Annotated in this window: 20 protein-coding genes; 11 read left to right on the forward strand and 9 right to left on the reverse strand. The window is 39.1% G+C overall.

The features are described 5' to 3' along the window. Positions 1-17: 17 nt before the first annotated feature. Together AB5443_RS08655 and AB5443_RS08660 are read left to right on the forward strand one after the other, a co-directional pair. Positions 18-692, forward strand: coding sequence for an ABC transporter ATP-binding protein (locus AB5443_RS08655; RefSeq protein ID WP_044654743.1), 675 nt, complete (start codon positions 18-20; stop codon positions 690-692). 14 nt (positions 693-706) lie between these two features. After that, the gene (locus tag AB5443_RS08660) at positions 707-3025 is read left to right on the forward strand and encodes an ABC transporter permease (RefSeq protein WP_368114450.1); all 2319 of its coding nucleotides are present in this window, start codon (positions 707-709) and stop codon (positions 3023-3025) included. 38 nt (positions 3026-3063) lie between these two features. Here AB5443_RS08660 and AB5443_RS08665 read toward each other — a convergent pair whose 3' ends face one another. Continuing rightward, positions 3064-4431 (reverse strand): MATE family efflux transporter, encoded by a 1368-nt coding sequence (locus tag AB5443_RS08665; RefSeq protein ID WP_277135357.1) that lies wholly within the window; start codon positions 4429-4431, stop codon positions 3064-3066. A gap of 170 nt (positions 4432-4601) precedes the next feature. Here AB5443_RS08665 and AB5443_RS08670 point away from each other — a divergent pair, with 170 nt between their 5' ends. From AB5443_RS08670 to AB5443_RS08680, 3 genes are all read left to right on the forward strand, one after another. Next, on the forward strand, positions 4602-5249 hold the full coding sequence (locus AB5443_RS08670) for an HAD family phosphatase (RefSeq protein ID WP_277135359.1): 648 nt from the start codon (positions 4602-4604) through the stop codon (positions 5247-5249). A gap of 199 nt (positions 5250-5448) precedes the next feature. Further along, on the forward strand, positions 5449-6270 hold the full coding sequence (gene panB, locus AB5443_RS08675) for a 3-methyl-2-oxobutanoate hydroxymethyltransferase (RefSeq protein ID WP_022137289.1): 822 nt from the start codon (positions 5449-5451) through the stop codon (positions 6268-6270). 9 nt (positions 6271-6279) lie between these two features. Continuing rightward, positions 6280-7437 carry an MFS transporter gene (locus tag AB5443_RS08680; RefSeq protein WP_022137288.1) on the forward strand — a complete coding sequence of 386 codons (1158 nt, stop codon included), beginning with the start codon at positions 6280-6282 and terminating at the stop codon, positions 7435-7437. Positions 7438-7559: 122 nt separating this feature from the next. Here AB5443_RS08680 and AB5443_RS08685 read toward each other — a convergent pair whose 3' ends face one another. Further along, positions 7560-9776 (reverse strand): bifunctional (p)ppGpp synthetase/guanosine-3',5'-bis(diphosphate) 3'-pyrophosphohydrolase, encoded by a 2217-nt coding sequence (locus AB5443_RS08685; RefSeq protein WP_022137287.1) that lies wholly within the window; start codon positions 9774-9776, stop codon positions 7560-7562. 177 nt (positions 9777-9953) lie between these two features. Between AB5443_RS08685 and AB5443_RS08690 the strand changes: the two genes are divergently transcribed. Then, positions 9954-11588, forward strand: coding sequence for a tyrosine-type recombinase/integrase (locus AB5443_RS08690; protein ID WP_368114451.1), 1635 nt, complete (start codon positions 9954-9956; stop codon positions 11586-11588). A 54-nt stretch (positions 11589-11642) separates the two neighbouring features. On the opposite strand, the gene AB5443_RS08695 is transcribed toward AB5443_RS08690, so the two are convergent. The 4 genes from AB5443_RS08695 to AB5443_RS08710 all read right to left on the reverse strand — a co-directional run bounded on the left by AB5443_RS08695 (position 11643) and on the right by AB5443_RS08710 (position 15469). After that, complete coding sequence (locus AB5443_RS08695) at positions 11643-11915, reverse strand: hypothetical protein (RefSeq protein WP_368114452.1); 273 nt, start codon at positions 11913-11915, stop codon at positions 11643-11645. Between the two features lie 18 nt (positions 11916-11933). Next, entirely contained in the window at positions 11934-12425 is a 492-nt protein-coding gene (locus AB5443_RS08700; protein WP_368114453.1) for a hypothetical protein, read from the reverse strand. A 256-nt stretch (positions 12426-12681) separates the two neighbouring features. Then, positions 12682-14496 (reverse strand): hypothetical protein, encoded by a 1815-nt coding sequence (locus AB5443_RS08705; RefSeq protein WP_368114454.1) that lies wholly within the window; start codon positions 14494-14496, stop codon positions 12682-12684. Between the two features lie 478 nt (positions 14497-14974). Then, positions 14975-15469, reverse strand: coding sequence for a hypothetical protein (locus AB5443_RS08710; protein WP_368114455.1), 495 nt, complete (start codon positions 15467-15469; stop codon positions 14975-14977). 64 nt (positions 15470-15533) lie between these two features. On the opposite strand from AB5443_RS08710, the gene AB5443_RS08715 reads away from it, so the two are divergent. Continuing rightward, positions 15534-16577 (forward strand): RelA/SpoT domain-containing protein, encoded by a 1044-nt coding sequence (locus AB5443_RS08715; RefSeq protein ID WP_070750232.1) that lies wholly within the window; start codon positions 15534-15536, stop codon positions 16575-16577. A 15-nt stretch (positions 16578-16592) separates the two neighbouring features. Here the strand turns inward: AB5443_RS08715 and AB5443_RS08720 are convergent, their stop codons facing one another. From AB5443_RS08720 to AB5443_RS08730, 3 genes are read right to left on the reverse strand one after another with little or no spacing between them, the layout of a single operon-like run. Further along, a complete protein-coding gene (locus AB5443_RS08720; RefSeq protein ID WP_081342067.1) occupies positions 16593-16880 on the reverse strand; it encodes an HNH endonuclease signature motif containing protein in 288 nt (95 codons plus the stop codon). Further along, positions 16846-17370, reverse strand: a complete 525-nt coding sequence (locus AB5443_RS08725) for a hypothetical protein (RefSeq protein ID WP_368114456.1) — start codon at positions 17368-17370, stop codon at positions 16846-16848. Before AB5443_RS08725 ends, AB5443_RS08720 begins: the two co-directional genes overlap by 35 nt. Continuing rightward, a complete protein-coding gene (locus AB5443_RS08730; protein ID WP_062694997.1) occupies positions 17348-17644 on the reverse strand; it encodes a hypothetical protein in 297 nt (98 codons plus the stop codon). The genes AB5443_RS08725 and AB5443_RS08730 overlap by 23 nt, the downstream gene beginning before the upstream one ends. A 154-nt stretch (positions 17645-17798) precedes the next feature. Here AB5443_RS08730 and AB5443_RS08735 point away from each other — a divergent pair, with 154 nt between their 5' ends. Genes AB5443_RS08735 through AB5443_RS08750 form a run of 4 tightly spaced genes read left to right on the forward strand, consistent with a single transcriptional unit; the run spans position 17799 to position 22492 of the window. Continuing rightward, complete coding sequence (locus tag AB5443_RS08735) at positions 17799-18188, forward strand: phage terminase small subunit P27 family (RefSeq protein WP_004308833.1); 390 nt, start codon at positions 17799-17801, stop codon at positions 18186-18188. Continuing rightward, positions 18188-19810 (forward strand): terminase large subunit, encoded by a 1623-nt coding sequence (locus AB5443_RS08740; protein ID WP_368114470.1) that lies wholly within the window; start codon positions 18188-18190, stop codon positions 19808-19810. Before AB5443_RS08735 ends, AB5443_RS08740 begins: the two co-directional genes overlap by 1 nt. Continuing rightward, on the forward strand, positions 19810-21042 hold the full coding sequence (locus tag AB5443_RS08745) for a phage portal protein (RefSeq protein WP_070750236.1): 1233 nt from the start codon (positions 19810-19812) through the stop codon (positions 21040-21042). Before AB5443_RS08740 ends, AB5443_RS08745 begins: the two co-directional genes overlap by 1 nt. Then, positions 21017-22492 (forward strand): hypothetical protein, encoded by a 1476-nt coding sequence (locus AB5443_RS08750; protein WP_368114457.1) that lies wholly within the window; start codon positions 21017-21019, stop codon positions 22490-22492. Before AB5443_RS08745 ends, AB5443_RS08750 begins: the two co-directional genes overlap by 26 nt. Positions 22493-22498: the final 6 nt, after the last annotated feature.

Raw genomic sequence — 22498 nt, forward strand, 5'->3', positions numbered from 1 at the left:
CATAAAATAAAAAGATTATGATTGAAATAAACAACATCAGTAAAGTATTCCGTACTTCCGAAGTGGAGACAGTAGCTTTGAATCACGTAAGCCTTGACGTAAAAGAAGGAGAGTTTGTAGCCATTATGGGGCCTTCCGGCTGTGGTAAATCTACCTTGCTGAATATCCTCGGACTGTTGGATAATCCCACCGAAGGTTCTTACCGATTGGTAGGCGAAGAAGTGGCCGGACTGAAAGAGAAAGAGCGCACTCATGTACGTAAAGGCAAGTTAGGTTTCGTATTCCAAAGTTTCAACCTGATAGACGAACTGAACGTCTACGAAAACGTGGAACTCCCTTTGACCTACCTGGGCATTAAATCTTCCGAACGTCGCCGCATGGTGGAAGACATCCTGAAAAGAATGAATATCAGCCACCGCGCCAAGCACTTTCCGCAACAGCTTTCCGGCGGTCAGCAACAGCGTGTAGCCATTGCCCGCGCCGTAGTGACTAACCCGAAGCTGATTCTTGCCGATGAGCCGACAGGTAATCTTGATTCAAAGAATGGCGCGGAAGTGATGAATCTACTGACGGAACTGAATAAGGAAGGAACTACCATTATTATGGTGACGCACTCACAGCACGATGCGAGTTTTGCCCATCGCACCATACATTTGTTCGATGGTAGTATTGTAGCAAGTGTAACAGCATAAACGGAAAAACAGTAATGAGACAAATCTACTATACTATACGTACGTTACTACGCGAACGAGGGTCGAATGTCATAAGAGTAATCTCCCTTTCTTTAGGTCTTACCATTGGTATTCTGCTTTTCTCGCAGATAGCTTTCGAGCTAAATTTTGAACAATGCTATCCGGACGCGGAACGTCTGGCTCTCGTGCGTTGTCAGATAACCAACCTCAACACAGGCGAAACGGCAGGTGATGAGGGTGGAACCAATTATGACTATACCGTTTTCGATGCGGTAGCATCTACTTTGGCACAAGAAATGTCGGAAGAAATTGAGATATCCAGTTGTGTCTTTCCTTTTGGCGGAGCTAATATCTATAAGGAAGACAAACTTTTGTCCGACATAAATTATATCTATGCGGATACTTGTTTTTTCCAGACTTTCGGCATCCCCGTGCTGAAAGGAAATCCGAAAGACATGATTATGCCCGGAAGTGTTTTTGTGTCGGAACGTTTTGCGCATGAAATATTTGGTGATGAAAATCCTGTCGGGAAAGTGCTTTCTATTCAGAAGCAACAAGAACTGACCATTCGCGGCATATACAAGGACGTACCGGAAAACACGATGCTTACTCATGACTTCGTAATTTCCATCCATCAGAATGGGGGATATTATTCAGGAGCCGGTTGGAACGGGAATGACGTTTTTTATGCGTTCCTTCGTTTACGTGACGCGTCGGATATTGATAAGGTGAATGCTAATATCCAGCGGGTGATCGGGAAATATACTTCTTTGGAATTCGATGGCTGGAAAATGAATTTTAGTATCATTCCGTTAGTGAAACGCCATTTGGATTCTCCCGACGTACAGAAACGATTGGTTATTTATGGATTTCTAGGCTTTGCCATCTTCTTTGTAGCTATTATGAATTATATGCTGATATCCATTGCCACTTTGAGCCGGCGTGCGAAAGGGGTAGGAGTGCATAAATGCAATGGAGCCAGTTCGGCAAACATCTTCCATATGTTTTTGGCAGAGACGGGAATCCTTGTCATCATTTCTGTGTTGATTAGTTTCCTGCTGATAATCAATACACGCGGCTTGATTGAAGATTTACTTTCCGTCCGTCTTTCCTCGCTTTTTACTTGGCAAACGTTGTGGGTGCCGTTGCTTACTATCCTCGTGCTTTTTATTTTGGCGGGTGGCATACCGGGACGATTATTTTCACGTATCCCTGTCACGCAAGTATTCCGTCGTTATACTGACGGGAAGAAAGGGTGGAAACGTTCGTTGCTGTTTGTACAGTTCACAGGAGTTTCTTTTGTTTTGGGATTGTTGTTGGTCACTTTATTGCAGTACAGCCATTTGATGAACAGGGATATGGGGATTGTCGTGCCCGGATTAGCTCAGGCACAGACATGGCTTCCGAAAGAATCGGTAGAACATATCAAAGACGAGTTTCGCCGCCAGCCGATGGTAGAGGGCGTGACAGTTGCCGTGAATGGTGTGCTTGGCGAGTACTGGACGCGAGGACTGATAGGGAATGACGGCAAACGCATTGCTACGCTGAATTTTAATTCCTGCCATTATAATTATCCCGAAGTAATGGGAATCAAGATTATCGAAGGAACTACGATAAAGAAGCAGGATGATTTGTTGGTCAATGAGGAATTGGTGCGCCTGATGAGATGGACGGACGGAGCGGTAGGTAAGAAGTTGAATGATGTTCGGGGAACGATTGTCGGCGTTTTCCGTGATATTCGTAATACAAGTTTTTATGCATCTCAATCTCCCATTGTCCTGATAGGAGATGAAAATGCAAACCATGCGTTCGATGTCCGCCTGAAAGAACCTTATGACGAAAACCTGAAACGCCTGAACGAATTTGTAGAAAGTACGTTCCCGAATGTAGCCTTACGCTTTGTCTTGGTGGACAGTATGGTGAAAGACATGTACAAGAATGTGTACCGCTTCCGTAATTCCGTCTGGATTACTTCCGGCTTTATTTTGTTGATTGTTATCATGGGACTGATAGGCTACGTGAACGATGAAACCCAACGCCGCAGCAAAGAGATAGCTATCCGTAAAGTGAACGGTGCCGAGGCTTCCCATGTTTTGCGGTTGCTGACACGTGACATCCTGTATGTTTCTGTGATTTCTATCCTGATAGGTACGGTTGTCTCTTATTTTGCGGGACAGGCATGGCTTGACCAGTTTGCCGAACAGATTGATTTGAATCCGTTGCTTTTTGTAGGCACAGCCCTTTTTGTTCAATTACTGATTGTAATTTGTGTTGTTCTGAAAGCATGGCATATCGCCAATGAGAATCCGGTAAATAGCATCAAAGCGGAATAGAAGTTACAGGACGAAAGCAGAATAGGGCAGGAACAGCCTTATTCTGCTATTACACTCTGTTGTTTCGACACCTTCTTAATATAAATCATCAGACTGACAACCGCCGTAATAAACGCCAATGCATCCGATACCGGCATACTAATCCAAATCCCTTTCAATCCTAATCCCCACCAATTGGGGAAAAGCAACAGGCAAGGCAACAAATAAAGCAACTGCCTTGTCAGCGAAAGGAAAATGCTGATTTTCGCCTTGCCGATACTTTGGAAGAAGTTGCCGATAACAATCTGTGCCCCTACGAACGGGAACATCAATACCGTTAAGCGCAGTCCTTCTACGGCAAGCCCGATCAGTTCATCATTATCCGTAAAGAGCGCGGACACCGCATGCGGGAAAAACTCACAAATCAGGAAACCGCTGCTAGTGATAACCACTCCCGAGATAATCCCCAGTTTCAACGTCTGCTTTACCCGGTCTATCTTCTGTGCCCCGAAGTTATAACCGACAATCGGCTGCATGCCCATCGTCAATCCCAATACAATCATAACATAAAGCGTCAGCAATCGGTTGATGATACCATACGCGCCGATAGCCATATCGCCTCCGTATTCCTGCAAACTGTTATTGATAATAATGACAATGGCACATGCGCAAACATTCATCAGAAACGGCGACATACCGATAGCGAAAATACTCTCCACGATTCTCCGCTTCATCTTCCATACCTTCCCTTCGAAATGCACCGTGCTGTCTTTCTTCATAAAATGGCTCACCACCCACACCATGCCGATCAACTGCGAAATGACCGTTGCCGTAGCAGCTCCGCGCATTCCCCATCCGAAGTGGAAGATAAAGATAGGGGCGAGGATGATATTAGCCACCACCGTCACCATAGAAGTAAGCATCGCCTTCTTCGGATAGCCGGTAGCACGCATCACGTTGTTCAATCCTATCATTGTATAAGTAATGGGAGTTCCCAATAAAATAACCTGCATAAAATTACGTGCATAAGGCAACGTATCAGGACTCGCCCCGAAGAAAGTCAATATATCATCCAAAAAGATGAAAGACAATATCCCGAAGAAGAAAGAATTCGTGATACAGAGCATCAGCGTATGTGACAGAATCTCCGTAGCCCCCTTCATATCCTTTTGCCCCAGACGGATAGAAGCAAGCGTAGAACCGCCTGCCGACACCAACGTACAGAAAGCCACTACTAGATTCATCAGCGGGAAACTGATAGCCAGTCCCGCAATAGCCATCGGGCCGACCCCATGCCCGATAAAAATACTGTCAATAATATTATAGATGGAAGTAATCGTCATTCCTATAATAGCGGGAATGGAATATTGTAACAGCAGTTTGCCGATACTCTCTTTTCCTAAGATATGTGGGTCGTTCTTGCTCATGCGTCAGTCGATTTGTTGGATAAACCAGTAGAATTGTTGGATAAAAACGTATGTTACGTTTTTTTTAGCTTTGCAAAGGTACGAATAATTTGCCTGATTCGATGATTATTCGGAACTTTGCGCCCGTTGATACACAAGGTTTAACGTTTTAGGTAAAAAGAAAGTTTGATATGAATACAACAAAGACAATTGCGGCACTGTTCGACTTCGACGGTGTCATTATGGATACAGAGACGCAGTACACCGTTTTTTGGAACGAACAAGGACTGAAATATCTGAACGAAGAAGATTTCGGACGCCGGATAAAAGGACAAACCTTGGCGCAAATCTACGAGAAATACTTCTCGACTCTCCCCGAAGCACAGCAGGAAATCACAGCGAAACTTAACGTCTTCGAGAAACAGATGTCCTACGAATACATCCCTGGTGTAGAAGCCTTTATCGCCGACCTGCGCCGTCATGACGTAAAGATAGCCATAGTCACCAGCTCCAACGAGGAAAAGATGCAGAATGTCTACAATGCCCATCCCGAATTTAAAGGAATGGTAGACCGCATCCTCACCGGTGAGATGTTTGCCCGTTCCAAACCCGCTCCCGACTGTTTCCTGTTAGGAATGGAAATATTCGAATCCACCCCCGAAAGCACATACGTCTTTGAAGACTCCTTCCACGGCCTGCAAGCCGGAATGACTTCAGGCGCAACCGTTATCGGACTCGCCACCACCAACTCCCGCGAAGCCATCACCGGAAAAGCCCATTACATCATGGACGACTTTATCGGAATGACCTACGATAAACTCTTGACATTACACCGCTGACCCCGTTCCGCGCTTAACGTCTTCATCCATCTTCCCAACCGCCCGTCAGCTATCCCTGACGAGTGATTGAGAGGATTTTTTGTATTTCCTTCTCTGTTATGAATTAAATGTTATAACTTTGCCCCGATTTTTTGCTGATGTTTAGCGACACAGCTCAAAACACATAATAATAAATTTATAATTAAAACTTAAAAAAGACATGGCTGGTTATATATCAGATGACACAAGAAAGGTGACTACTCATCGCTTGGTTGAAATGAAACAGAGAGGCGAAAAGATTTCTATGCTTACTTCCTATGACTACACGATGGCACAGATTGTAGACGGTGCAGGAATGGATGTTATCCTCGTAGGCGACTCCGCTTCCAATGTAATGGCAGGTAACGTAACCACGCTGCCCATCACGCTTGACCAAATGATTTATCACGCTAAGTCCGTAGTACGTGGTGTGAAACGTGCCATGGTAGTCGTTGACATGCCTTTCGGTTCCTATCAGGGCAACGAAATGGAAGGACTTGCTTCCGCTATCCGCATCATGAAAGAGAGTCACGCCGATGCTTTGAAACTGGAAGGCGGAGAAGAAATCATCGGTTCTGTGAAACGTATTATCAGCGCAGGTATTCCGGTAATGGGACATCTAGGACTAATGCCGCAGTCTATTAATAAATACGGAACTTACACCGTACGCGCCAAAGACGACGCTGAAGCTGAGAAACTGATTCGCGACGCCCATTTGCTCGAAGAAGCGGGCTGTTTCGCCATCGTACTCGAAAAGATTCCGGCAACCCTTGCCGAACGTGTAGCTTCCGAGCTGACTATACCTATTATCGGTATCGGTGCAGGCGGTCATGTAGACGGCCAGGTACTGGTTATTCAGGATATGCTTGGCATGAACAACGGCTTCCGTCCCCGTTTCTTGCGTCGTTACGCCGATTTGTACACGGTGATGACCGATGCTATCAGCCGTTATGTATCCGATGTGAAGAATTGCTACTTCCCCAACGAGAAGGAACAATATTAAACAAACTATATGGCAGTTAAATTGTGGACAGTTCATTTTATGCGGATATGTGTAGCTAATTTGCTGTTGTTTATATCCTTGTATGTGTTATTTCCGGTGCTTTCCGTTGAGATGGCCGACCGTCTCGGAGTGCCGGTCGCACAGACAGGAGTAATCTTTCTCTTTTTCACGCTGGGAATGTTCCTTATCGGCCCTTTCCATGCCTACCTCGTAGATGCATACAAACGTAAGAGTGTGTGTATATTCTCTTTTGCCCTGATGGTAGCGGCAACGGTAGGTTATGCTTTTGTGACTAACATAACGGAACTTATCCTACTGAGCACCGTACAGGGATTAGCATTCGGCATAGCCACAACAGCAGGTATCACCCTGGCAATCGACATCACCAACTCCACACTGCGCAGTGCGGGGAATGTCAGTTTCTCATGGGTGGCACGCCTGGGGATGATACTGGGTATCATTCTCGGAGTATGGCTCTATCAGAGTTATTCCTTCCAAAACCTGCTGTCCGTCTCCGTTATCACCGGAGCAGCGGGAATCCTCGTAGTGTCCGGTGTCTATGTGCCTTTCCGTGCGCCGATTGTCACCAAGCTCTATTCCTTCGACCGTTTCTTGCTGTTGCGGAGTTGGGTGCCTGCCATCAATATGATTCTGATTACGTTCGTGCCGGGACTACTGATTCCGCTCGTTCATCCTTTCCTTAACGACTCTGTACTCGGAACCACGGGAATCCCCGTACCTTTCTTTGCAGGGGTAGGAGTAGGATACCTCGTATCCCTGTTTCTGGCACGCCTGTTCTTTATGAAAGAGAAAACGCTCAGACTGGTCATTGTAGGAATCGGACTGGAAATGCTGGCTATGTCCCTGCTGAATGCGACTACTTCGGTAGCCGTTCCTTCCGTGCTCTTGGGACTCGGACTGGGGCTTATCCTGCCGGAATTTCTGGTCATATTTGTGAAACTTTCCCATCATTGCCAGCGTGGAACGGCAAACACCACCCATCTTCTGGCAAGCGAGGTCGGAATCTCCTTGGGTATCGCCACTACTTGCTATCTGGATTTGGATACCGACAAGATGCTTCATGTCGGACAGATGGTAGCTTCGGTCGCTTTAGTGTTTTTCGTCATTGCGACGTATCCTTATTATATAAGAAAGAAAGTGAGATAAGAGGGATAAATCCCTCTGGAAAATGGCGTCACTATACTGTCCGGATAGTGACGCTATACTACAAAAATAGTGACGCTATCACATGCGGATAGCGTCACTATTTTTATTGCATGAATTCGTTGTTAATTCCGGCTTACCTGTTTCACTCCTTTCACCGTCCTCAGCTTCTTGATAAGCGCTTCCAGTCTTCCCGTATCGCCGACCATAACCGTCAGCGTCCCCGAGAACAAGCCGTCATGCGAGTCAATGCCGATAGAGCGGAGAGTAATCCCGTTCTCCTTGGATATAATAGAAGTGATATTCGTCACGATACCAATATCATCGTGTCCCACAACGCGTAGCGTGATAGGATACTGCGTACCTACCGACTTACCTGCCCAGCGGGCCTTCACAATCCGGTAACCGAAACGTTCGCGCATCTGATTCGCGTTCGGGCAGTCCTTCCTATGAATCTTAATTCCCCCGCTTACCGTCACGAAACCGAATACATCATCACCGTAAATAGGATTACAACACTTCGCCAGTTTGAATTCCAATCCTTTCAGGTTCTGGTCAATCACAAGCACGTCCTCTTTCGAAGTCGTCTCTTCCTGCGTAGCCTGCAAGTTATATCCCTCGGCACTGCGATACACAATCTCGTCATGCGTATCATTATCCCGCTTCTGCTGCTCGATGTATTTGTCCAAAACTTCGTTGACATCCAGTGCTTCATCAGCTATTTTCTGATAAAACTCCGTCACGTTCTTGAACCCTAAACGCTTGATAAGACGCATCATTGTTGCCTCGTCATACTCCAGTTTGCGGTTCTTGAACTTCCGTTCCAGTGTCTCTTTTGCAAAGTCATGTTGACGTGCCACCATCTCTTTGAGAGCCTGCCGGATCTTCGTGCGGGCTTTGGAAGTGGTCACAATATTCAGCCAGTCCTGTTTCGGCGTCTGCGTATTCGAAGTCATAATCTCCACCTGGTCGCCGCTGTTCAGCTTCTGCTTCAGTTGGACATTCTTTCCGTTCACCCTCGCGCCGATACACTTGCATCCCAACTTGCTATGGATATGGAAAGCAAAGTCGAGCACCGTAGCCCCCTTTGCCAGTTTGAACAAATCCCCTTTGGGCGTGAAAACGAAAACTTCGTCCTCGTAAAGATCCATCTTGAACTGATCCATTACCTTCATCGAGTCGTTGTCCGCATTCTCCAACGCTTCCCGCACCGAAGTCAGCCATTCGTCCAGACCCGTTTCGCCTTTGATACCTTTATATCTCCAGTGCGCGGCCAGTCCGCGTTCCGCGATTTCGTCCATGCGGCGGGTACGTATCTGCACTTCCACCCATTTCCCTTCCGGGCCCATCACAGTGATGTGCAACGACTCGTAACCATTGCTTTTCGGGATAGACAACCAGTCGCGTAGCCGCTTCGGGTTCGGTTGATACATATCCGTCACGATAGAATATACCTGCCAACATTCCTGCTTCTCCTTCGCCGGTTCCGGTTCCGAATCCAGGATAATACGGATGGCAAACAAGTCATAAATCCCTTCAAACGGAGTCTTCTGTTTCTGAATCTTGTTCCATATCGAATGGATGGACTTGGTACGCCCCTTGATGTCGAATTTCAGTCCCGCTGCCGCCACCTTCTTTTGGATAGGCTCGATAAAAGCAGCGATATACTTGTCGCGTGACGCCTTCGTCTCGTTCAGCTTATCCTTTATATAATAATAGGTATCCCGCTGTGTATATTTCAGCGACAAATCCTCAAGTTCCGATTTCAACTTGTAAAGTCCCAGCTTATGCGCCAGCGGAGCATACAGATAGGCAGCCTCATTCGCTACCTTGTTCCGGTCTTCCTCGTTGCCCGTATCCTTGATTTTGCGCATCACGTTCACGCGGTCGGCAATCATAATCAGAATCACACGCATATCCTCGGCAAACGAGAGCAGCAGGTTACGGAAATTCTCCGACTCAATCGCCGGACTCTTGGCATAGAGTTCATTCGTTTTCACCAGTCCCTTGATGATACTCGCCACATCTTCCCCATATTCCGTATTCACTTCCTCGATGGAGAGTATATGCGCTTTCACAATCTCGTGCAGCATGATACCAATCAGGCACGAGCCCTTCATTCCAATTTCTTCGGTCACGATAACCGCCGTTTGTAAATCTCTGATGACGGGATTCATCCCGAAGTTATTGCGTTGCAGCCCGTTACATTGGGCAGCTTTGATTAGATGTTTCTTTAACTTTAGGCAATCCTGCCAGGAAATGCTGTCTCCGGCAGATAGCATCAAATGCCGGTAGAGTGAAAAAAGCTCCTTTTTTTCCTCTGATGTAAAAAAGACGTCCATATTCAATCTTGTTAATTCGATGTAAAAGTAGTTTTTTTCCTGCACATTCAAAAGGAAGTAACAATTATTTGTTATCAGTAACTTATAAATATGGTTTGGTTATCAATATGTCACATTTCAGCCCTAAAAGAACCAAAGTGAAGAACCATAAAAAAGAACCATTTTAAAGAACCGATTATGATAGGGCAGATTTTTTTCAATGAAGTTAGGGCTAGTTTTAATTTGAGGAAGCCGAAAAGTGACAGACCAACGAATATATATCTGGTATGCCGAATAAATAAAAAGCAGGTAAAGTTATCTACAGGAGTAAGGGTGTATCCCGACCAATGGAATACTAAAAAGCAGGAAGCGTATGTAAGTCCAAGATTAACCGAGTTGGATAATATAAATAACGCAATAGTAAACGATGAGATAAATAAACTCAAAGCTGATTTTATTGAATTTAAACATTATATTTGCGATAATCCAAATGAGATTGATAATAGCTTATTTTTATTAAAGAAATATATTTACAAAGATAGAATGGTGAAACAACAAGAATTGCAAAAGCCTGTTCAATGGCTTCGTAGGACTATTTGCCGAGATAAAACGATAAAATCAGATGGACAAAGGAATACATTGGCTATTTATTTGGGACATTTAAAAGTATTTGAAGAATTTTTAAAAGCAACAGATAGAGAGGATATAACGTTTGCAGATATAAATTTGGCTCTAATCAAAGATTATGAGACTTATCTGTTTAATAGACAGGTAGGTAAAGGTAAGACTACTAAAACAAGTACTGTTGGTAATAAGACAACTGCTTTAATTTCAATTATCAAGCGAGCAGAGCCATACGGTTTAATAGATACTTCTGCAGCAAAGTTGAATCAGTATAAGAAGCCCAAAAGTAGGGAAGGTGATGATAATGAAATATATTTGTCAGAAGAAGAAGTAAACAAAATGTATTCTTTAGAACTCAAAGGCTTAGAAGAAAAGGCTAGAGATGTTTTTGTATTACAATGTTGGACAGGGCAGAGGTTCAGTGATATGCAATTGTTAAATGGTGGTACTGTTAAAGACTTCAATAATGGGAAGATATTGGAAATTGTGCAAAAGAAAAGAACACATAAAGTTTCAATACCATTGTTTCCTGTTGCTTTAGAGATACTGGAAAAGTATAATTTTCAAGTACCCAAAGTACGTGAGAATACTATGTTGAAATACATAAAGGAAGCAGGACAAAAGGCAGGTATAATAGGCAAACATATTGTAACAGAAGATAGAGGTTCAAAAATAACTAATACTACTTATTGTAGATATGAATTGATAGGTACACATACAGGAAGACGTTCATTCATTAGTAATATGCTGAAACGTGGTTATGATAGTCATATACTTATGAGAATAACAGGACATACTACAGAAATGGCATTTAAGAAATATGCTAAAATAAGTTCAGAAGATGCAGCTAACTTGATGCTAGAAACAGAAGCTAGCAAGATTAATCAAGCTAATAAAGTCAAACAACCTAATGACATTGTACCTACAAGTAATGAGAATATAGCAGAAGCAATAAGTAAAGGCATTGAAGCTGGTTTGAAACATAAGAATGATATAGCTTATGACTTGTTATTTAATAGTCAGGAAAGTAATATTGAATCTTACGGAATAGATAGAGATGTGGATATAAGCCAATTCGATTTAAGTAAGGACGAAATAGATTTTCTTAATAGAACAATGGATAATTTTGACGTTGGAACACCATCTTTGAAGGTAAAGAAAATACTGAATAGATTGCTGGAGCTGGGAATAGTGGTACGGCTTAAATAGATTTATGAAAAAGCCCACCTTGAATTTAATCAAAGTGGGTTTAATCTAAGGACTTTAAATACCTTGTAAGTCTTTGTTTATGTCGTTTATACGTCTACGAATTTCGTCCGAGAAATACCTTGGAAAAAGGAGTTCCTGTAAATAGAAATCTCTGTTGGCAGAACCTGATTTCTCAAAAATGTAATCTAAGATGTCTTTATTGTCAGGATTTAAGATGTATTCTTTAAAATCGTCCAATGTTATAAGACTGCCTGATTCAGGGTCTGGAAATCTTTGTAAGTAATTATCAAACTTCCTTTTCATTTCTTCTAATCTTTCTTTTTGCATAGTATAATTATTAATTGGTTATGCAGCAAAGGTAGTAATATTTTTCAAACTGCCATTCATCCATCTGCCATTTTTTCTGATAAAGATTCCAGCCAGATTAGTAGGTATCATAATCACACCTTTGGTTGTTTTGTAGTAGTTGTAATTGGCAGTAGTATAATTGCAATACGCTGTTTCAGAACGTAGGTTCTTTACTTTGTCTGCATTATATATAAAGCATATATCTTCGCCAAAGAAGTTGACATACCACGCTGCTTTACAATCGTGAGTATCTTTGACAGCCAGTAGGCTTTTAAGTTTTTCAGTTTCCATTAAATGAGTGGGATAATTAACGTACCGTATATCCCTGCATTTTATTTCGGCTACTATCTTATCTTCGTTGTGTATTAAATAGAAATCTACGGGATTATATCTGCCAGTAGATTCCTTGTATTTGGTTATATTTCCATCTTCTAATAATGACTTGAATAAGTCCCTTCCTTTACGTTCCATTGCTAAAAAGTTATCCATTTGCTAGTAATTTGATTACTAGCCTGTTTCTATATTACATATTCATAAACATTAGCCATTGTGCATTCTCATTACAGGCTAATTAGGTTAATATATTTATTGTCTTGTATTGATAATCCTATCTGCTTCTTTCGTGATGTGTTGCTTAATCTCTTTAACTGTGAATCTTACTAGGTAAGTTGATAATAAGGCTGCTGCAATGAGTGTAATGTAAATCATAATTGTTTATTTAAATAAATGTTGTCTTGGTGTATCTTTACTTGAATACTATCTTTGGTCTGTAAATCTCATATCCTTTGACTGTTTTACCGTCAATCCACTTAGCGACGGGTTTACAATCAAACCATCTATCAAGGTCTGTAGCTTTGACTTTATCGATAATACCTAGTATATCGTATGCTTCTTTAATACAGTCCTTAATATCAGCATTACTAAAGAATCCAGTCTTTATCTGCTTGCTAAGTATTTGTACTATTTTCGTATCTCTGTTTTTATCCGATTCCAGACTGATAAGAGCTTTTTCTATAGCTGTTTTGATGTATCGCAAACTTCTAACTTTATCAGTTCCTAATTTGTGATAAGCAGGTACTACTAATGGCTGTACTCTAACTATTTCGTCTGTTTCTGGAGTAATAACCATATTTTGTAGTAGTTCCGTATATCTAAGGAAAGCATCTTTAAAAGATAGTTTCTTTCCTGCTTTATTCATTGTTTCGTTTAGTCTTTCATATTCTAATTCAGTAGTCATATTCCCGTTTGCATTGTGTTCCTTTCTTAAAGCGATACCATCATTATAGATAACCTTTTCCAATTTGAAATTATAAAGGTCTAACTTTACCAGCATATCATTCAGGAAATAGTTTCCTTCTTTATCACACACTGCATAGGCACTGTTAAGCATTTTTTCAGCCATACTTTTAGCTTTCTTGCTACTATTGTTGATAGCAGTAATTAATTCGTTTGCACCTTCTATTTCATCATTCATTCTTTGTACCATTTCTTCGTAGGTAATATCTAGATTTAGCTTCCTTTTTCCCACGCTGTTAAAGATGTGTACCATTATGTTTCTAAATGGATTGGATTCAGTCCTGATTCTACCAGCTATCTGGTAAATGTCAGTGGATATATCGAGCAGGGTATTAGTATTGCTGGAATTACTAACCACGAAGCACATACCTGTTTCACTAAAATAATCAGCACCTTCAAATGATTTGGAAGTAATGAAAGTAAATGGTTTATTGGCGCTTCTACTGTTGCTGATAGTATATCCTGCTAATTTATTTCTGTTTGACGGATTATCTGCACATACAATCTTTACTTCCTCGTTACCAAGTTGGCAATATTCTAAAATAGAAGCTATATCTGTAACTGAATTTATAAAGAAGTATGCTTCCGTACTTTTATTACCGTTTATTTCTAGATAGCCGTCTTTCTTATAAGCGTTTATATAATTGGCTGCCTTTACATAGGGATGATTGGTTTGGTCTAACTTAACTATTAAGGTATCTGTGTTATCCCATTGAGCTTCTACCAGTTCCACATCTGAAAGGATGGATGGTGTGAAATCTGCACTGATTGGAGTGGCAGACATAAAACAGAATGATTTGTACTTTCTAAAGCAGTCTAGTACACCGTCAACAGCTTTCTGTCTATAACTGTATGCTTTTAGTAATATGTGATATTCATCTATAAGCAGTCTGAAATCTGCAGGATTTAGGTACTGTTCTAAATATTCCATCTTATCATAGGTACACATTATCTTTTTTATTCCAGTGCTGGAAGCATATTTCTTTAGCTCTTTTTTGGCTTGGTAAGTAAAAGTACCGAATAATCCAAATACAGACTGTTCTTTGCCATCATAGGAGGTAATAGTAGTAAGACCAGATTCTGTTAAGCCCGTCTTATTTACGATAAGTTCTGTAGTAGGTACTGCAATGATATAGGATTCATCATTAAAGAGGACTACAGTAGTACCACCACAGCCAGTAACTACTTTATTAAAGATACAATTATGTGGTAAATCAGGTAAGTTTAAATATCCATTAGTTGAATTTATATTTAAGGTTTTCATAGGTTTTTACATATTAAATTTAGGCAGTAAGTAATCTGAATAGTAGTAAATCTGAATTTAGAAGCTAATCTGGTTAAAATCTTTGGTCTTGAGTTCCTTACTTTTTTGGTATGGTATAAGGTAGCATTTGCAAATTTTGGTAAGGATTGGGATAAAATAATAAGCGTATCACTACGCCTATTATTCGCTGTTTCAATTTACTAATTTAAGAAAATGCAGGGAAGAACTGCATTTTTAACAATGGAATCCCAAAGGGATTATATGAATTATGAAAAATGAATCGAAAAGAAGGAACTAGCTACTATTATTCACTAGTTCCATATTTTAGTCAGAATTTCGCAACAATAGAAGCATTTATGATAGTAGCTGCTTCTTCTAATTTGCTGATACAAAGATAATAAAACTTTTTGACTATAAAAACTGGAAGATACACAAATTTTAAAAATAGTGTACAGGTGTTTCTAAGCTCTGTATTTGCCTACCAGATGTGCGTGAATGCTGGATGAATGAAGGTAAAGTATGTCTTTTTATCATTTCTTTCCAGTATCTCGTTTTCAAGGGCAAAGTATATGCTGTCGTGCTGTATGCTTACTTCGTGGACTATTCGATTAAGTGAGAGGTCTACAATATTAGTGCCTATTCTGGTATATGATTTAAGCCGTATAAGTGCTCCTAATTGGTTCTTATTGCCATTAATGTTAAGCAGGTCTGAATCTATGGTTATATATAGTCTATCAGGTTCAGTGTAGCTGTATGTGTTATATGTTCCAGTTCTATCTATTACTAAGTATCCTAGCTCATCAAATTTCTTTAAATGCTTGAATACAGTAGTTTCGCCTATACCACAGGTACGTACTACATCTTTAATTGTTGCATTTGGATTATTGGCTATTGTTACTAGTGTACAGAAGTAGGTGAACGCTTCGTTATTAGTAAGATTCTGAATGTATTGGATGTTTAATTTAATTTTCATTGTGAAATGTTGTTGATGAACGATGTATAATTTGTATCTTTGTCAATAATAATCTGATTATATTATGAAATATTCAAGAAATCAAATAAATAAGGCTGGTGACACAATTCTTACTTCAAAAGACCCTGTCATTGTAACAACTGCTATTGAAATGGTGAATGATTGGAGAACTAATCATTTAGTACCTCTTAATACTTTAGGCAATAAAGTTGTAGAAGTTTTAAATGAGAATAAGATAAAACCAATGTTTACTTCTCAAAGACTTAAGCGATTAACTTCTATACAATACAAATTGGATTTGAATCCTTCTATGAAATTAGGAGGAATGCAGGATATAGGTGGTTTTAGAATTGTATTAAAGGATGTTCCTGCTTTAAATAAGGCTTTGACAATGTTTTTAAATAAAGAGTTTGATGATTTTACCCTTGAAAAAATTAATGATTATGTGACAGAACCTAAAATTAGCGGTTATAGAAGTATTCATTTTGTTTATAAATACCACTCTACTGATGAAACGTATGATGGTTTAAGAGTTGAATTACAGATTAGAACTAAATTACAACATAACTGGGCTACTGCTGTTGAAACGGCTGGTTTATATACTCAAACATCTTTAAAATCTAATCAGGGAGATAATAAATGGTTGAGCTTTTTTAAAATAGTGAGCTCATTATTTGCTATAAAAGAACGATTACCTGTAATGATTGAACATAAAGGGATTGGTATGGAGAAGTTAATGGTTATGTGCCATACCTTAAATCAAAAAAATAAATTTAGTGATATTCTTAAAGCTCTTAGGGTTACAGTTCATTCAATTGAACAAAATTTTCTGGATAAGGAGTATTATATTATATATATAGATTTCTTGGAAATGAAAGTGAATATTTATGCGTATGAACAAGAGGAGGAAAATGATGCATCATTACAATATTCAGAGTTAGAAAAAGGTATTGAAGATAATAAAAATGCAGTGGTATTTGTTTCTGTTTCTTCTATTAAGGATTTGAGAAATGCTTATCCTAGTTACTTTTTGGATACTTCAGAATTTATAGAAGCACTTAGACGAATTAGTTTAAATTGCAAAAAAATGAATTTAATAAAAGAATAAAATTGTGGACAGTGCCTAATTATGTACTTTTTGATGGCACTGTTCACATATCGACATTAAATTATCTGGATTATAAGCCACTTCTTTGCGTTTCATTCCTTCATAGTTCATAAAGCTATCTATATGATGGGCGTGAAACGCAGGAGTGATTACACCTTTGGATAAGCATACTTCACATAATGGTGACTGCATTAGTTTGCTAGCTCTAAGTTTGTGCCATCTGTCAGTATTATAAATCTTCTGTCTTTCTATCCTGTTATTTGATGGATTACGCTGTTTCTTCGCTTTCTTTAAATATGGCATTATTGTAGTATTCTGTAGGTATTATATATTCTCCATCTTCCGTAGCTATTTCCAGTGGAAATATCTTTTTCTTCATAGTGTAACTTTGCAGTTGTGCGTATTTTCTGGCTGTATAGAACTGTATCTTTACTAATTCCAGAACAGCTTCTTCCGTTACTTTATCCAGTCCTATTTCTAAACATTTGATTATAGCTTTATGAAGTAAATCTTCTACATTCTGGGACATATAAATAGTGTCTTTATAATAGTTGGTGCACTGCTTTAGTAAATCTGGGTAGTGCTTAGCTATGATAGCTATAATTTGCTTATGTTGTGGTGATAGTGGTTTGTCTATTGTTGGATTGTAGCTGTATTGTTCGTATTGTGGTTTCCAGTTAATCTTTTTATCTAGTTCTTCTGCTGATATGTGAAATATCTGTACTGTTTTATCTATTCCATAGTCATATATATACTGCTCCAATACTTCTTTACTTGGGATTGTCTTTTTCATTTTTAAATCGTAGGTAATCATTCATTGTTTGCCTGTTATATCCATAGAAGTCTTTCAGTATTGCTTCTACCAGTTTTTCCCTATCTAACTTGTTGTCTGTCTCTTTATATTTGTCTATTAAATCCAGATTCCTGTCAAAGAAATCAGCGATTATCAATCTTAATATTTTAGACCTGTCTTTCTTTAATAAATCGCATAGTTCATTCAGTAGCAGTTCTGTATTCAGGTCTATTTTAAACTTAATTTCTATCGGATAATTACACGTTCTTTCCATAGTGTTTGATTTTTAATTCTATACAAATTTACTGAAATAAAACGGGGTGTCAAAATGAATGTATTACATTCTTAATTAATTGTGTTATAGTCTCTTTATGTGTAATTGAGTACCTTTTTAGCTTTACTATTTAGAAAATAAAAAACGTAATACTATGAAGAAATATTCAATTCCCAAAGGTATAGAGAAAGAAGCTGCTGAATACATACAAGGTGTACTTGCAGAGCTTGAAAATAGAGGTGTTTTAGAGAATATAGATAATGCTGCCTTAGATATGCTGGCAAGAAATTACAGTACATTTATCAAGGCATCCAAACAGTTGGAAATAGACGGTTTGACAGTTACCAGTGATAGAGGTAATATAGCACCACATCCATTGGTAAAAGTAGCAAAGGATGCACAAACACAGGCTATGAAAGTTATGTTGGAATTTGGACTGACGGCCAAAGCACGTACAAAATTGCCAAAGATGGATAAAACGGACGACGAGGAATCAACACCATTAGAACAGTTCATTGTTACTGGTAAGAAAGAAGTTAGATGATGAAACTTTACTATGAGTATGCAAGTAAGGTTCTTAATAATGAAATAATAACAGGCGATACAATAAAACTGGCTTGTAAGAGATTCCAGAATGACTTATTGAGGGATGATTTGGAGTTTAGGGAAGATGTAGTAGACAGGGCTATTAGTTTTATTGGCACTTTGAAACATTATACAGGCAAGCACGCTGGCAGTAACTTCATACTGGAAGGCTGGCAACAGTTTATTATAGCTAATATACTGGGATTTTACTGGAAGGGTACAGGAACTAGGAGATTCACCAGTTCATATATAGAAGTATCTAGAAAGCAAGGTAAGACTGCTTTAGCTGCTGCATTATGTTTGTATTATCTAATTGCTGATGGTGAAGATGGTGCAGAAGTTCTGCTGGCTGCAAATAGTAAGGAACAGGCAAAGATAGCTTTTGATATGTGTTCCAAGTTTAGTAAGGGACTGGATACCAAAGGCAAATATTTGACAGCTTACAGGGCTGATATTCTGTTTAAGGCTACTAATAGTAAATTGAAAGTACTTGCTGCTGATGATAGCAAACTGGATGGATTTAATGCCAGTTTCGGTTTACTGGATGAATACCACGCTGCCAAGACAAGTAAGGTAAGGGATGTAATAAAATCCAGTATGGGTATGCGTGAGAATCCACATTTATGTACTATTACTACTGCTGGATTCGACAAGACTTTGCCTTGTTACCAATTAAGAACCGTAGCTATAGAAGTGTTGAATGAATTGAAAGCAGATGATGAAATGTTTATTGCCATCTATTCTTTAGATGCTGCTGATGATTGGAGAAGTGAAAAGAACTGGATGAAAGTTGCTCCTAATTTGAATATTACTGTTACCAGCAAATACATCAAAGGACAAGTACAGCAGGCTATTAATAATCCTTCTGATGAAGTGGGAGTACGTACCAAGACACTTAACCAATGGTGTGACAGTGCTACAGTCTGGCTGTCTGATGAAAGTATTATAAAGTGTACACAAGCAGTAGACCTGTCAAAATTCAAAGGATTACCCTGTTATGTTGGAGTGGATTTAGCTGCTACCAGTGATTTAACTGCTGTATCTTATTTAGTCGTTGATAGTGATAAATACTATTTTAAAACTCATTACTACCTTCCTGAATCGGCACTTACAGATAAGACAGACAAGGAACTTTATAAGCTATGGAAAAGGGCTGGCTTACTTACTGTTACTGCTGGCAATGTTACTGACTATGATTACATAACTACTGATATGCTTAAATATTCAGAAATAGTTAATATACAGGCTGTAGGATATGATAAGTATAATGCTACACAGTGGGCTATAAGTGCTACAGAAAAAGGATTACCACTGGAAGAATACGCACAGACATTAGCCAACTTTAATAAGCCTACCAGAGAGATGGAACGGCTTATATTATCTGGGAAGGCAGCAATAGACAATAATGAAATAAACAGGTATTGCTTTAGGAATGTGACTTTGAAGTCAGACCATAACGGCAATATCAAACCTAACAAACAAGTAGACAAAAAGAAGATTGATGGAACTATATCTATGATACAGGCTTTAGGTATGTATTTGCAAGTACCACACTACACAAACCAAATATTTACATTTTAATGAAACTCAATATCAATTTCAATCCATTTAAAAAGAAAGAAGCCAGACAAGAAGAACGCAGCTATAACTTTCTTTCAGATTCTCTATTTTATAATTCAGCTACTACATATTCAGAATCAAAAGCTATGCTGTTATCTGCCGTTTACAGATGTGTAGACGTGATAAGTGATTCTGTTGCACAGTTACCGTTAGAACCGTATTATGTAGATGATGAGGGCTTTAAAACCAAGTTTACCAAGCATCCTACATATTGGTTATTAAACAGAGAACCGAACGACCAAATGAGCAGATTTACTTTTATCAAGACACTGGTTACCAGCGTACTTCTTACAGGTAATGGCTATGCTCTTATTAACAGAGATGAAAAAGGTGATGCCAAAGAACTGATATTCTTAAAATCAGATTCAGTATCAGTCACTTTTAAAAACGGAAAAAAGATGTATAACATTACAGGGATGAATCAATTGGTAGAAGCTATCAATATGATTCATATCCTGAATTTTAGTTATGATGGGATTACAGGTATAAGTACTTTAAAACACGCCAGAAATACACTAGGGTTAACTGCCGATTCAGAAGCGCACGCAGAAGGATTTTTCAAAGGTGGTGCTAATCTGGCTGGCATTATTAAAGTGGAATCCTCATTGACGGCACAACAGAAGCAGGACATTAAAACAGCTTGGAGTAGTGCTTTTAATTCTATTACTGGTACTCCTAATGGTGTAGCTGTGATGGAAGGCAATATGACTTTTCAGCCTATAACCGTAAATCCGTCTGATGCACAACTATTGGAGACTAGACAGTTCAATGTGATTGATATTTGCAGGTTTTTCGGTGTGTCGCCAGTCAAGGCTTTTGATTTGTCCAAGTCCAGTTATAGTACAGTAGAAGCTACTCAACTGGCTTTCTTGACTGATACGCTTTCACCACTACTGGAAAAGATAGAACTGGAATTTGAACGTAAACTGTATAAGCCGTCTGAAAGGAATAATATAGATGTTCGTTTTGACACTTCCGTTCTTCTTCGAGCAGATAAGGCAAGTCTGGCTAGTTATTATAATACGCTGTTCCAGATTGGTGTGATTACTCCAAATGAAATCAGAAAGAATCTGGATTTACCAGCTATTGAAAACGGTGACAAATCATTTGTACAGGTGAATGTACAGACACTAGATAATGCAGTTACTAAGCAAACAGAAAAAGACAATGAGGTATATAATCAAGGGGAATGATTTTAGCTTTACTTGGACTATAAAGGACTGTAACGGCTATATAGATTTATCTGCTGTTACTGATTTGAAGGTAATGTATCAACATTCTACAGTTCCATCCAAGAAATATGTAGCAGATGCCAAAATAGTTGATATAGTCCTTAAAGAGAGGGAAGAAGATTTAGGGGATGCTGTTCTTTATGACAGTACTTTAGTGAAAGGCATTGAGTTTGAGGTAACAGCCGAACAACAGCAGGAAATGCTTTTGGGAGACTATAATGTTATCTGTACATTTATAAAGAATGATGATAGTCACTGCTATAAAATGATTAGGGCTTATACCATAGTAGCAGATAATGATGGTCTTAAATATTGCTGTTCTGAATCAAAGGAAAGACTGATTAAGCTAAGTCAGTTGATAAATGATATGGGATTTATCACTAGAGATGATTTACCTACCAAAGTAAGCGAGTTGCAAAATGACTGTAATTATGTCAATATAAATAGTGTACCTACTAAACTTAGTCAATTAGTGAATGATAGAAACTTTGCTTCCAAAGATGAAGTTCCCAAATATACAACGGAGCTTTCCAATGATGCACAGTTTACCAATGTTGTAGACTTGGCAAAAAAGGTTGATAAAGAATCTGGCAAAGGATTATCTACTAATGATTATACTAATGAAGATAAAACCAAGCTTACTAATTTATCTGATTTTGATTCGACAGGTATTAATAAGGAACTAAAAGAACTGGAAGAAGCACTGGCTGCTAAAGCTGATACTAGTGAAATACCTAATTTCACGTCTGATTTAATAAATGATTCCAAGTTCGTAACAAGTTCCGATTTACTTGCTGAAAATGTAGGATATGACAGTACAACTGTGAAAGACACATTGGATTCATTGCTGTATGAAGCTATTAATATAACCTCATTTACTAGCAATGTAGCACCAGTACAGGAAATAGCAACTAACATTAGCAGTATAACACTTACTTGGAAGTTAAGCCAGCCAGCAACGGAACAATTTATTAATGATGTGCCTGTGACAGGCAGTTCTTTCACATTTGATACTCCATTCAACAGCAATAAATCATTTACATTAAAGGTAAATGATGGAATTACCATCAAATCTAAAACTATTGATATTAAGTTTATGAATAATATTTATTACGGTGTATCAGCTTCTACTACTTATGATTCCAACTTTATTGAATCTCTTACAAAAGAACTACGGCAAGCTACAGAAATGAATTTCAGAGTAAATGCAGGCAAGGATGAATATATATGTTTTGCTTATCCTTCACATTATGGAGAAGCCGTATTCAGTGTAGGTGGATTTGAAGGAGGATTCAGAGAAGTAGCCAAGTTCTATTACACCAATGAATCAGGATATAACGAACAATATACTGTTTACTGCTCTGATAATCCCTGTCTGGGAGATACTAGAGTAAAGGTAATATATGTATAAGGGATT

It is taken from the genome of Bacteroides sp. RTP21281st1_H5_RTP21281_210402, assembly GCF_040918965.1.
GTDB classification, from domain to species: domain Bacteria; phylum Bacteroidota; class Bacteroidia; order Bacteroidales; family Bacteroidaceae; genus Bacteroides; species Bacteroides congonensis.